This window comes from Polaribacter sp. R77954 (assembly GCF_044595335.1).
In the GTDB taxonomy this organism is placed as follows: domain Bacteria; phylum Bacteroidota; class Bacteroidia; order Flavobacteriales; family Flavobacteriaceae; genus Polaribacter.
Map to the genome: position 1 here is coordinate 669,626 of NZ_CP138992.1, position 12,835 is coordinate 682,460.

Annotated in this window: 14 protein-coding genes; 2 read left to right on the forward strand and 12 right to left on the reverse strand. The window is 28.5% G+C overall.

Annotated elements, in window-relative coordinates:
* Positions 1–7: 7 nt before the first annotated feature.
* Together SJY27_RS02930 and SJY27_RS02935 are read left to right on the forward strand one after the other, a co-directional pair.
* Positions 8–2,455, forward strand: a complete 2,448-nt coding sequence (locus SJY27_RS02930) for a carboxypeptidase-like regulatory domain-containing protein (protein WP_397446762.1) — start codon at positions 8–10, stop codon at positions 2,453–2,455.
* 1 nt (position 2,456) lies between these two features.
* Entirely contained in the window at positions 2,457–2,909 is a 453-nt protein-coding gene (locus SJY27_RS02935) for a thioredoxin family protein (RefSeq protein WP_397446763.1), read from the forward strand.
* A 2-nt stretch (positions 2,910–2,911) separates the two neighbouring features.
* On the opposite strand, the gene SJY27_RS02940 is transcribed toward SJY27_RS02935, so the two are convergent.
* The 12 genes from SJY27_RS02940 to SJY27_RS02995 all read right to left on the reverse strand — a co-directional run bounded on the left by SJY27_RS02940 (position 2,912) and on the right by SJY27_RS02995 (position 12,831).
* The gene (locus tag SJY27_RS02940; protein ID WP_397446764.1) at positions 2,912–3,946 is read right to left on the reverse strand and encodes an AI-2E family transporter; all 1,035 of its coding nucleotides are present in this window, start codon (positions 3,944–3,946) and stop codon (positions 2,912–2,914) included.
* A gap of 72 nt (positions 3,947–4,018) precedes the next feature.
* The gene (locus SJY27_RS02945; protein WP_397446765.1) at positions 4,019–4,384 is read right to left on the reverse strand and encodes a cupin domain-containing protein; all 366 of its coding nucleotides are present in this window, start codon (positions 4,382–4,384) and stop codon (positions 4,019–4,021) included.
* A gap of 65 nt (positions 4,385–4,449) precedes the next feature.
* A complete protein-coding gene (locus tag SJY27_RS02950; RefSeq protein WP_397446766.1) occupies positions 4,450–5,007 on the reverse strand; it encodes a hypothetical protein in 558 nt (185 codons plus the stop codon).
* Positions 5,008–5,052: 45 nt separating this feature from the next.
* Complete coding sequence (locus SJY27_RS02955; protein WP_397446767.1) at positions 5,053–6,609, reverse strand: helicase HerA-like domain-containing protein; 1,557 nt, start codon at positions 6,607–6,609, stop codon at positions 5,053–5,055.
* 111 nt (positions 6,610–6,720) lie between these two features.
* A complete protein-coding gene (locus tag SJY27_RS02960) occupies positions 6,721–8,199 on the reverse strand; it encodes a serine hydrolase (protein WP_397446768.1) in 1,479 nt (492 codons plus the stop codon).
* Positions 8,200–8,207: 8 nt separating this feature from the next.
* Entirely contained in the window at positions 8,208–8,861 is a 654-nt protein-coding gene (locus SJY27_RS02965) for a GntR family transcriptional regulator (RefSeq protein ID WP_397446769.1), read from the reverse strand.
* A 218-nt stretch (positions 8,862–9,079) separates the two neighbouring features.
* Complete coding sequence (locus SJY27_RS02970) at positions 9,080–9,835, reverse strand: LytR/AlgR family response regulator transcription factor (protein WP_397446770.1); 756 nt, start codon at positions 9,833–9,835, stop codon at positions 9,080–9,082.
* A gap of 89 nt (positions 9,836–9,924) precedes the next feature.
* Positions 9,925–10,260, reverse strand: a complete 336-nt coding sequence (locus SJY27_RS02975) for a 2TM domain-containing protein (protein WP_397446771.1) — start codon at positions 10,258–10,260, stop codon at positions 9,925–9,927.
* Between the two features lie 4 nt (positions 10,261–10,264).
* Complete coding sequence (locus SJY27_RS02980; RefSeq protein WP_397446772.1) at positions 10,265–10,876, reverse strand: 2TM domain-containing protein; 612 nt, start codon at positions 10,874–10,876, stop codon at positions 10,265–10,267.
* Positions 10,863–11,150, reverse strand: a complete 288-nt coding sequence (locus tag SJY27_RS02985; RefSeq protein ID WP_397446773.1) for a 2TM domain-containing protein — start codon at positions 11,148–11,150, stop codon at positions 10,863–10,865. The genes SJY27_RS02980 and SJY27_RS02985 overlap by 14 nt, the downstream gene beginning before the upstream one ends.
* Complete coding sequence (locus SJY27_RS02990) at positions 11,150–11,470, reverse strand: 2TM domain-containing protein (RefSeq protein ID WP_397446774.1); 321 nt, start codon at positions 11,468–11,470, stop codon at positions 11,150–11,152. The genes SJY27_RS02985 and SJY27_RS02990 overlap by 1 nt, the downstream gene beginning before the upstream one ends.
* On the reverse strand, positions 11,470–12,831 hold the full coding sequence (locus tag SJY27_RS02995) for a 2TM domain-containing protein (protein ID WP_397446775.1): 1,362 nt from the start codon (positions 12,829–12,831) through the stop codon (positions 11,470–11,472). The genes SJY27_RS02990 and SJY27_RS02995 overlap by 1 nt, the downstream gene beginning before the upstream one ends.
* Positions 12,832–12,835 lie beyond the last annotated feature (4 nt).

Genomic DNA, 12,835 nt, shown 5'->3' on the forward strand with positions numbered 1-12,835 from the left:
TAATTTTGTGAAAAAAATACTCTTATTTTTATTGTTGATGCCCACTTTTATTGTGGCTCAAAAAACCACTATTTTAAAAGGAACTGTTAAAAACAGTCAGAAAAATGGCATCGAAAAAGTATCTATAAAATATGGTAAAACAGGCACAGTTACAGATGAGAATGGAAACTTTAGCATAAGAATTCCTTTAGATAAAGAGATTACCATTACATTTAGTCATGTTTCTTATCGAAATTATATAAAAAAAATTACGGCAAAAAGTAGAACTATTATTCGTTTTTCGCCAACTCTTATTTTAAAAACCGAAAAATTAGATGAAATTGTTATCAAAGACCAAAGAGATGCAGCTTCTGGAATACAAAAAATAGATATTAATACCGTAAAAAATATTATTGGTCCAAATGCAGGTATAGAAAATACTTTAATGACTTTACCTGGTGTAAATAACAATAATGAGTTAAGTACACAATACAATGTTAGAGGGGGTAACTTTGATGAAAATTTGGTTTATGTTAACGGAATTCAAGTGTACAGACCATTTTTAGTACGTTCTGGCCAACAAGAAGGGTTGAGTTTTATCAATACAAATATGGTACAGAATATTAACTTTTCTGCGGGTGGTTTTCAGGCAAAATATGGCGATCGCTTATCATCTGTATTAGACATTACCTATAGAAAACCAACTGAAACAGCCATCACAATTGATGCCAGTTTGTTAGGGGCAAGTGCAACTTTTGAAGGCCAATTTTTAGATAAAAAACTAAGCTCAATTACAGGTGTTAGGTATAGAGACAATAGTTTATTTGTAAATAGTAAACAAATTGAAACTAACTTTAGACCAAGATTTACAGATATACAAACTTATTTATCTTATGAATTTTCAGAAAATTTTCAACTGAACTTTTTGGGTAATTTTTCATTAAACAACTACAACTATCAACCTTTATCTAGAAGAACGCGTTTTGGTACTGTTGCAAATCCTTTAGAATTAATTGTTTTTTATTCGGGCCAAGAAACAGATACGTATTTAACCTTATTTGGTGCTTTGTCTGCCGATTACAAAATAAACAATGATTTTAAAATAACTACAACTGCATCAAGATACAACACGCAAGAAGAAGAATATTTTGATATTGCTGCACAATACAGTTTAGGAGAAGTTGATGCTAATATTGGTTCAGAAAATTTTGGAGAGGTTGAATTCTCTCAAGGAATTGGTTCTCAATTAAATCATGCTCGTAACGATTTAGACGCCTTAATTACAAATGCCGAAATTAAAGGAACTATAAAAAAAGAAAATACACAATGGAGTTTTGGTGTAAAATATCAGAAAGAAGATATTAAAGACAGAATTCGCGAATGGGAAATTATTGATTCTTTAGGTTTTTCCATAAGACCTCCTTTTCACTCAACCAACAATCAACCTTATACACCTTTTGAAAGTGAAATTGAGCCTTTTCAAAACATTAGAAAAGACAATAATGTTGCCATTAACAGGATTTCAGGTTTCGTTCAATTCAATAAACGAGGTTTTTGGAACGAACATGAAATTTTTTATAATCTAGGGGTTAGAGCGCATAATTGGTCTGTATCTGGAAACGGAATTGATTCTAAAAATCAAATTATAATTAGCCCTAGAGGACAATTTGCTATAAAACCAAATTGGAAAAAAGATATGTTGTTTCGTTTTTCTGCAGGTTTATACGCTCAACCACCATCTTATAGAGAATTAAGGGATTTTAATGGCGATGTAAATGTAAACGTAAAAGCTCAAAAATCTATACATTTTGTGTCTGGAATGGATTACAGTTTTACCATGTGGGAAAGGCCATTTAAATTAACCACAGAAGCCTATTACAAAGATTTATCTGACATAAACTCTTATACAATTGATAATGTAAGAATACGTTACAGAGCAGATAACGTAACAGAAGCTTATTCTTATGGTTTAGATTTGCGTTTAAATGGCGAGTTTGTGCCTAGCAGTGAAAGCTGGGTGAGTTTAGGGTATTTAAAAACCGAAGAAAATATCGATAACCAAGGTTATATTGCAAGACCATCTGACCAACGTATAAAATTCGGAATTTTATTTCAAGATTATGTACCTAATTTGCCAGATTTAAAAGCATATTTAAATTTGGTATATAATTCTGGTGTTCCTGGAGGATCTCCTGCATATGCAAATCCTTATAATTTTCAAGAACGTTTACGAGATTATAGACGTGCAGATTTAGGTGTATCTTATGTTTTTGCAGATACCAACAAACAATTTGAATCGGGTTGGTTGGCTAATTTTAAAGAATTAACTGCTGGCTTAGAATTATTTAATATGTTTGATATTCAGAATGCAATAACCAATACTTGGGTGAGAGATGTGTATTCTAAAACACAATTCGGAATTCCTAATTTTATGACAGGTAGGGTACTTAATTTTAAAGTTGCTATGAAGTTTTAGTATGATTATATTGAATACAAAAAAGCATTGGCTACAAACCTTATTTTTCTGTTTATGTTGTACTCAGCTATTAATAAGTCAAGAACTTAAAATCCAAACAGACTGGAGTAAAACTAAGGTAATTGCAAAAAAAGAAAACAAACCTATTTTAATTATTTTAACTGGTAGTGAATGGTTTGCTCCGTGCAAAAAAATGGATGAAAGGGTAATTGAAAACACTGTTTTTAAAGAATACGCTAGTAAACATTTGGTGCTTTTTATGGTTGACTTGCCTAAAGGTGTACTTGATTTAGATAGTAAGGTGAGTAAAGATTTTAATCATTTTGAAAAAAAATATAAAACAAATGCAATGCCTGCCTTGGTTTTAGTAGATAAAAATGGCATCAAAATAAAAAATTTAAAAGGCAGAATGTTTCATCTAAAAAATGTAATGAAACAAATCATTATCAACTAAGGCTACATTACTTTTTCGTATTTTACTAAAGCACCAAATTCTTTTTTATAAATTCTTACAACCACTAAAAATAAACTGATTAAAAGTGGCCCAAAAATTAAACCGATAAAACCAAATAAAGGCACACCAACAATAACACCTATTAATGTGATTAATGGATGCACATTGTCTAATTTTTTTAATACAAAAAGCCTAATAACATTATCTGTAGAACCTACAACTACCAAACCGTATATTAAAATTCCCCATGCTTCAAAAGTATTTCCATAAGACATCGTTAACACAAAAACAGGAAGAATACCAATTAAAGTACCTATAAAAGGAATCATAGAACCTACAGTAACCACAACAAACCAGAAAAAAGGATCTTTTACACCAAAAATTAAAAACCCAATTACAGCAATAATTCCTTGTGCAATAGCCACTAGTGGAATACCAATAGCGTTAGAACGTACCATAGCTTGAGCTTCTTTACCAATTACTTTCAAATTTTTTTTACTTATTGGTATATATTCGTACAAAGAATGCCTTAACTCTTGCCTATTTGTTAACATGTAGTACAATACAAAATACATTAAACCAATGGCTAAAAAAATATCGAAAGTACTACCAGCAAAGTTTTCTAAGTTTTCAGAAATCCATGTTGACACTTCTGAAGTGTTTATTCTTGAACTTAAATCAAAACCATATTCGCTTTCAATTAAAGCTAACTTCTGCTCTACTACTTTTGCAATTTTTTCTGAATTTTCAACAGCTTCACCCACTTTGTCTCCTAACATGAATAAAATTCCTGCAACTGGTAATAAAATACAGATAAAAGAAAACAACATTAAAAATATAGCTGCAAAATGAGGATTCCAATTCTTTTTAACCAAAAAAACCATCCACTTTCTTAACAAAACGTAAATGGTTATTGCACCTAAAAGACCCGATAAATAAGGCATTAACTCTCTAAAGATAAGAAAGGCAAATGCTAAAATTAGTAAGAGTACAAATACTTGTCTTATGGTTTTTGGCGGAATTACATTTTTTTTCATAATGCAATTTAAATTTTATTTTACAACAAAACTGTCCCTATCAAAAATAAAATTAATCCATTTACTTTTAGATTAATCTTCTCTATGTACCAAATCTATAGAAAAAGCGGGTAAACATATTGCTAAATACTCACACTCCACATCAAAAGGATTGGAATATTGTACACGCACATTTTTATCTATTTTAATAGATTGCCCAGCTTCTAAAACAACTACATCTTCACCTATAATAAATTGTTTTCTACCTTTTATAATATAGGTGTACTCATCAAATTCAGGAGTTTGAAAAGGTTCTTTCCATTTTGGTGGTGCAACCATGTGTGCAATACTAATACCAGACTCATTATTTGTTGCCTTACCAAAATGCTCTTCTATGAGTTTACCATCTAAAGTTGGCACAACAAAAGGTGATTTTTGAACGGTATATTTTTTATTCATATGCTAGTATTTTAAATACCAAATATAGTTTTAAAACTATAAAAGATACTAAAACAAGTTTGGCCCTAGTTAAACCAAACTACAAAAGATTTTATTTTTGCTAAGTCTGGAATTTGTTCTAAAGAAACCTTTTGCGAACTATAATTACTTAACCCCAATTCGCTTTTATCAATAGCCATTGTTGCATTCAATTCATCTACAAACAAGGTAACCGATTTTAAAGTAGATTCTGGTCTTAATCGATTGTTAGCATTAATTTCGGAAAAACTAGAGTTTAGATTGATGCCTTCTTTTGTTTTAAAACGCTTGTCGTGAATTTCTATACTTTTTATGGTTGACGTAGAATCTAATTGTTCTTTAGGTACAATGGTTAATAAGTGCTTCCCTCCTTTTTCAAAAATCAAGTATTCATCATCATCTTGAAAATAATTATCACCCAAAGCACCTTCGCTTAAATTTTTAACAATAGAATCGTTTTTAAAAATTTGCTCTAAGTCTTTAACAGTTGTATGTTGAGTAAGTTTACCCACTTTACCTTTTTCGATAATAAATTGATCGCTATTGCTACAGCCAATGATTAAAAGTGAAATTATTAATAAGGATAGGAAATGTTTTTTGATCATTATAAATTGATTTATAAACGTTAAAACGTTTGTTTTTTGATTTTGTTATTTGATTACTTTTTTTAAAATTCCGAAAACAGCTCTAATAAAAGTGGCACTAGTTAATACTTTTACTAAAGGATCTTGTCTGGTACTTCTGCTTCTTGATGATGTTCTTCTTCTAGATTCCTTTTCTTTTTCTTTAGCTAAACGTTCTTTTTCTTTTTTGTTTTTAGCATCTTGAATAGCTTTTTCTTCAGCTAAATTGATTTTTTGTATTTTAGAATTCAACAATTCGTAGGCGCTTTCTCTGTCTAAATTTTCGTTGTATTTGTAAAATAAACGAGAGTTATTAATAACATTTTTCAGCTCTTTATCTGTTAAAACATCCATTCTACTCATTGGCGCACGCAACATGGTTCTTGCTAATGGTGTTGGTATTCCTTTTTCATTTAATACAGATACAAATGCTTCTCCAATTCCTAATTGAGTTAATACTTCTTTCGTATCATAATATTCGGAATCTGGATAATTTTCTGCAGCCAATTTAATGGCCTTTCTATCTTTAGCTGTAAAAGCTCTTAAAGCATGTTGTACTTTTAAACCCAACTGGGCTAAAATATCTTCTGGAACATCTTTAGGGTTTTGCGTTACAAAATACAAACCAATACCTTTAGAACGAATTAGTTTTACAATACTCTCTATCTGATTTAATAATGCTTTAGAGGCTTGGTCAAAAACCAAATGAGCTTCGTCTATAAAAATAATCAATTCTGGTCTTTCAGAATCTCCTTGTTCTGGAAACGTTTCATACACTTCTGCTAATAATTGCAACATAAATGTTGAAAATAACTTTGGCTTGTCTTGAATATCCGTTAAACGCAATACAGAAATAATACCTCTACCATTTTCATCAACTCTAGTTAAATCTTCTACATCAAAAGATTTTTCGCCAAAAAATAAATCACCACCTTGTTGTTCTATTTCAATAATTTTGCGCAAAATAGCCCCTGTAGATGCTGTAGAAATTCGCCCATATTCTGCTTTAATTTCTTCTTTACCTTCATTGGTAACATATTGTAAAATTTTTTTAAAATCTTTAATGTCTAATAATGGTAACTTATGATCATCACAATATTTAAAAATTATGGCTACAATGCCACTTTGTGTTTCTGTAAGATCTAAAATTCTAGATAATAAAACTGGTCCAAATTCAGAAATAGTTGCACGTAAACGAGTACCATCTTGTTCAGAAATAGTTAAAACCTCAATAGGAAATTTTTTTGCTTCGAAAGGAAAGCCAATTTTTTGGTGACGTTCATCTATTTTTGGATGTCCAGGACTTGCTTTTGCCAAACCAGAAAGATCTCCTTTAATGTCCATTAACAAAACAGGAATTCCTTTTTCTGATAAATTTTCTGCTAAAACTTGTAATGTTTTTGTTTTTCCAGTTCCTGTGGCTCCTGCTATTAAACCATGCCTATTTAAAGTTTTTAAAGGCACTTTAACCAAGGCATTGGTAATGGTTTTTTCACCTAACATGGCTGCACCTAATTCTATAGCATCGCCTTTGGTTTGGTAACCATCAGAAATATATTGGAAGAATTCTTCTTGTTGACTCATTTAAAATAATTTAACAAACCTGAAAGGTATTCAGACTAAAACCATAAAAATAGGTAAAGTTTAATAGTTGGAAAATAAAAAATGTGTTTTGTTGAACATAGTTTTGCGTATTTATCCTTCTATTTTATTTATTTTGTTGATATATTTTTTTGCATTTGAATTATTTGGGTATAATTCTAAAGATTTATTGTAGTTTAATAATGCTTTTTTATAATCTTTATTTTTAAAATACGCTTCTCCTAAACTATCATATGCATTATAATTATCAGAAAACTCTAAAACTAATAATTTAAAAATGCTTATTGCTTCTTTGTTTTTTTCTGCGTTTAAAAGCTTATATCCTAAGTTATTTAAATCTGTTGCATTTGTATAATAAGCGTTTTCTTCTACAATTAGTTTTTTATATTTTTTTATAGCTTTATCTGTATTAGAAAGTAAATCTTTTTCTAATAAAGCTACTAAATTCATTTTTGGATATTTTATTAAATTATTTTCTATGCTATAGTAAAGATTAACCCAGTTATTAAAAGCTTTGTCTGAAGTATTATTGGCTATTAAAATAAACCCATAATTTGTATCAGGACAAATTAAAATCACACTCTGTATACCTTTAGAAGTACCACTTTTAAGATAATAAAAGCCTTCTTCTTTAGCCTCACCCACTTCCCAAAGATAGCCTAATTCATCACCATCATTATTGTCAAATAATTTTGTTGTTGATTCTTTTATTAAAGAATTTTTACTTTTTAATTGAAATTTCATAAACTTAGATAAATCTGGCAAAGTTGTAACTATACCTGCTGTACCACCCAATAATGGATTTCTTTCTAAGGGCATTAGCGTATCTCCTTTATAACCATTTGCAATGCGATTTCTAATTTTTGAATAATCGTTTAAATAAGTATTATTCATTTCTAATTTTATAAAAAACTTTTTTAATAAGGACTTATAAGATTTGTTATAAACTTGTTCTAAGATATAGGCTAATAATTCTGGTCCAACAGAATTGTATTGGTAAAAAGTTCCTGGTTTTTTGTTCAGTTTACTGTTTTTTAATTCATTTAAAAAATCATTTATATTATAATTATAAGGTTCATTATTTTTTTCATAATAACCACTTTTAACTTTTTTATTGAACTCTACTAAACCTTTAGGATTTTTGTTTTTAAAACCCAAAGTATGAGTTAACAAGTTTTTTATAGTAATTGGTGTTCCTTCAAATTCTAAATTAGCATAATCCCCCTTTAAATACATTCTAATATCATCATTTAATGTAAGTTTATATTCTAAAACTGCCTTTGCAACAAGAGAACCTAAAAAAACTTTTGAGATAGATGCAATTTCAAACAAAGTACTGTCATTAGGCTTATTACCAGCATTTTTATCAATTTCTCCATAATAATTATGATAAAAATTATCGTTTTTATAAACAGCAATCGCTAAACTATTAATGTTGTTTTTTTGAAGTGTTTCAGAAGCGTATTTATCAATTAAATTAGTAAGTTCTGTAAAAACAGGTTTTTTAATTTCTTTAGATGTTTTACAGCCAAAAAAAAGTAAAATTGTAAAAGCAAATATTATTTTTTTCATAGTATTATTTATTGTTTATTTTTTTCATTTTTAGATTCTAACCAGCTTACCAAAGTTTCTATACCTACAGCATTGTTTTTTGCAAAAAGTTTTGCGGCTTTTTTTAAATTTCCTTTTTGTAAAAATTTTATTATTTGTAAATGCTGATCTGTTGATACTTCTACTTTATTTTTCATATTCATATAAGCATACTCATAACGTTTAGATTGTTTGTGTAACATGCTTATCATATCTAACAATATTCTGTTTTTACAGTTGGCTATTAACAAGTTATGCCATTGCTCATCTAATTCTATAACTAATTTTGGTGAAGTTGCAGCTAACATTTGCTCATTTAAATGAACTAATTTTTGTATATTTTTATCAGAAGGAATACCAGATAATTCTAAAGCATAAGATTCTAATTTTGCTCTAAGAGGATAAATTTCTCTAACTTCTTGTACCGAAAACCCTGACAAGCGAAACCCTTTACCTGGCTCTGACTTTACAATATTTTGCCATTCTAGTTTTTGTAAAGCTTCTCTTAAAGGAGTTCTGCTTATGTTTAGTTGTTTGGCTAAGTGTATTTCTCTTAAAGGTTCATTGGGTTTAATGTCTCCTTTAAGTATTAATTGCCAAATTGTATTTATAATTTGTGATTTGAGTGAGTATCTTTCAATCATAATATTGCACATTGTATACAATATGCAATATTATGAAATATATTTTTCTAATAAAAATGAGGTTCGTAAGAAATTACTTAAGTGATATTAAAATATTCTTAGAAGATGATTAATGTTTAATTTCTTTTACCCATTTGAAAATCAAAATATTTTCTTATTGATTAAAATTTTAATGGGATAAATATTGATAAAAGAATACAAAAAACTGATTACATTTATTAGTCTATCCAATTCTTAAAATCTTTTACACGATCTCTACTTACAATTATTTCGGTTTCTTTGTATGAATTTAAAATAAGTTTTAAACGAGAATTAGAATAGGCTACAATATCTTTTATGGCATTGATATGAACAATAAAAGTTCTATTTACTCTAAAAAATTGTTCTGGATCTAGCTGATCTTGCCAATTCTCTAAAGAATTATCTAGCAAAAAATTTCTATGTTCTTTAGTGTGGATGTAGGTAGATTTATTCTCACTATAAAAACATTCTACTTCATTAATATGAATGATTTTTATATGTTGCCCAACTTTAATGGTTAATCGTTTTTTAAATTTACGATCTACTGGATTTATCAATAATTTTCTGATATCATCTAAATTTACTTGAACATCAGACTGCTGTGGTTGTTGTTGCCTGAACTGATTTACAGCAGCTTCTAACTCATCATCATCTATTGGTTTTAATAAATAATCTATAGAATTTAGTTTAAACGCTTTTAAGGCATATTCATCATAAGCAGTCGTAAAAATAATAGCTGACTTTACTTCAATTTCTTCAAAAATTTCGAAAGACAATCCATCAGATAATTGAATATCCAGAAAAATCAAATCAGGGTGTGTATTGTTTTGTAACCAATTTAAAGATTCTTCAACAGAATGTAACATTTGTTGTACCTCAATATCTAAAGCTGCCAACATTCTGTTTAATCTTCTTGCTGCTGGTTTTTCGTCTTCTATGATTAATACATTCATTTTGGTTATTTTTAGTTGTTGGTTGTTGGTAAGTTAAAAAAGCTTTTACATTAGTAAAAAAATATTTTCTTTAATCTAAAATTTATCGTTTATTCTAAGCGCTTATGCTTTTTATCCTTTTCCATCAATTCTTGAATTTTTCTGTCTTCCCAATCTTTACCAAAACCTAAAGATTTGAATCCGAAAACCCCTAACCAATGAAAAAACATTCCTATACCCCAAAAGAATGCTGTAGAATATGTACCAAAGTTGGTAAGTGCTTCTTTAAATGTATCTCCACTTTTCATTAATCCGTACACTATAATTCCGCTTAAAAAAAGATTTACCAAAACATAAACTATTAAATGAATGTAAAATCCTTTAATTTCTTTTACCCTTTTTTTAGCCCTTATATAATTTTGTCCTTCTGTAAAATCTTGTTGCATTGTTTTAAATTGTATTACTGTTTATAAATTTATTTATTTTTCTTTCTTCCCAATTTTCACCTAATCCTAAAAACTCAAAACCAAAAACACCCAACCAATGAAAAAATAAAGAAATCAACATTCCACCTAAAGCAAACCAGAAAAAATGAAAACTTGGCACGAAATTTAAATTGACAAAAACGATTAGAGGAAAAGAGAGTACATGAACAATTAAATGTATATAAAACCCTTTAATTTCTTCGGTTGCTTTTTTTGCTTTTAAATAATATTGTTCTTGAATAAATTTAGATTCTTGTTCTGATTTAACTTCTTTACGATCTCCCAAAAAAATTTCTTGAACCTTTTTATCTTTCCACTCTTTCTTAAAATCCATTTTAGAGAATGCAAAAACATTAATCCAATGAATAATTAAACCAATGCACCAAGCCATAATAGCATACCAAAACCAATGGAATTGTGGGACTGTTTGTAGGTTGATAAACACTAAAAAAGGCAATATTAAAAAAGATGCGATACAATGTGTGTAAAAACCTTTAATATCTTTTACTTTTTGTGTTGCCTTTAAGCGCATTTGATATTTTATGTAATTTGACTGCATTTTGTTAATTATTGTCATTCATAAACTCTTTAATTTTTCGGTCTTCCCAGTTTTTTCCAAATCCTAATAAATTAAATCCGAAAGTATTTAACCAGTGAAAAAACAACCCAAAACCCCAACCTAAAACCGAGAACCAAAACCAATGAAAATGTGGTACAAATTTTAAATTGATAAAAATAATAAAAGGAATTACCAAACAATACACAGTTAAGTGAATATAAAAACCTTTTATTTCTTCTACTTGTTTTTGCGCTTTTAAAAAACGTTGTTCTCTTGTAAAGTCTTTTTCCATTACCTTGTTTTTTCTTGTTTTAAATACTCATTAATTTTTCTTTCTTCCCAATCTTTGCTTAAAAACATAGGCAAACCGAAAGTACTTATGGCTTGAAACAAGATTCCTATACCCCAATACAACCAAATTTTATAATTGTGATAATTCCAAAAAGCCTCATTAAAAGTTTCACCATCATTAATATCACCTGCTATAAAAATAGCACTTAAAAATACATTTATAATTAGGTAAGTTGCCAAATGCTTGTAAAATTTACTAATTTTTTCTACTCTTTTACGTGCTAAAATATATAGCTGTTCTTCTGTAAATCGCTGTCTCATTATCGTAATCTTTTTTGTGTATTTTCTTTTTCCATTAACTCTTTAATCTTTTTGTCTTCCCAATTTTTACCTAATAAAACATTGTAATTGTTTACTTCTAAAAAATGGAATGTTAGGCCTATTCCCCAACCAAATATTGGAAACCAAAACCATTGAAATCCTGGAGAAAATCTTAAATTGATAAATATTAAAAAGGGAATTACCAAACAATAAGAAGCCAAATTTTGATAAAATTCTTTTAGTCTTTCTACCTTTTCTACGGCTTTTACATATTTGCTATTTTCTAAATTTTCTGTGTACATAATGTCGTTCATTTTATAAAGGAGAGGTAAACTCACCTTAAAAGTTGTGTTGTTATTTTCTATTTTAACAGATCTGTCTGTTATTAATCCATATCTATCAGCAATATTCTGTAAACCTACTTTTGTACTTTTACCAATGGCTTCTTTTGGATTGATGTTATTTTCAATAATTAAATGATTTTGCTCTTCATAAATTGAGATTACTAATGGTTTAGAAGATGAAACCACATTGTGTTTTACTGCATTTTCTAACAATAATTGTAAAGAAAGTGGTACAATTTTTAATTCGTTGTTCTCTATTTCATTCGGAATATTAAATTCTACAGCATCTTCAAAACGCATTGCTAACAGTTCCATATAGGTTTTTGCAAACTTTAATTCTTCTTGAATAGGCACTAAATCTTTATTTCTTTGCTCTAAAACATATCTGTAAACTTTAGATAATTTTGTGGTAAACTTTTCTGCCTGGTTAGGATTCTCGCCAATTAAACTCGTTAATACATTTAAACTATTGAATAAAAAATGCGGGTCTAATTGATTTTTTAAAGATTCGAATTTTGCAGTTTCTGTTTTTGCTACAATCTGTTGTTTAGTGGTTTCTTGTTTTACAGATTTTTTCCAGCCAATCATAAATCCTCTAGCATGTAAAAATGCTGAAACACCAAATGAAAGAATAATATAAAAAATATGTTGCCAAAGAAAATTACCCGTAAAAAAATACTTAGGATTACTGCCAGAAATTATCACAAAATTGATGTAGTTTATCAATAAAACAACAGGAACTGTATATACGATTGTAGATATAATACCCACCCAAACCCTTGTATTGGTATGGGTAACCCAATCCCACTTTTTGCTTAAAACATCATTAATAAACCCCTGTGCAAAACCTAAACCAAATGAATACATAGCAGATATTAATAGTGTATAACCAATTGATTTAATCGAATAATTCTGATTAATAGTTGTAAAAAAAACTGCAAAGATTAATGTTATTTTTAAACTTACAACAATGCCGTCTTTAAGACTTTCTTTTAATGATCTGCTTTCAGAATTCATATTT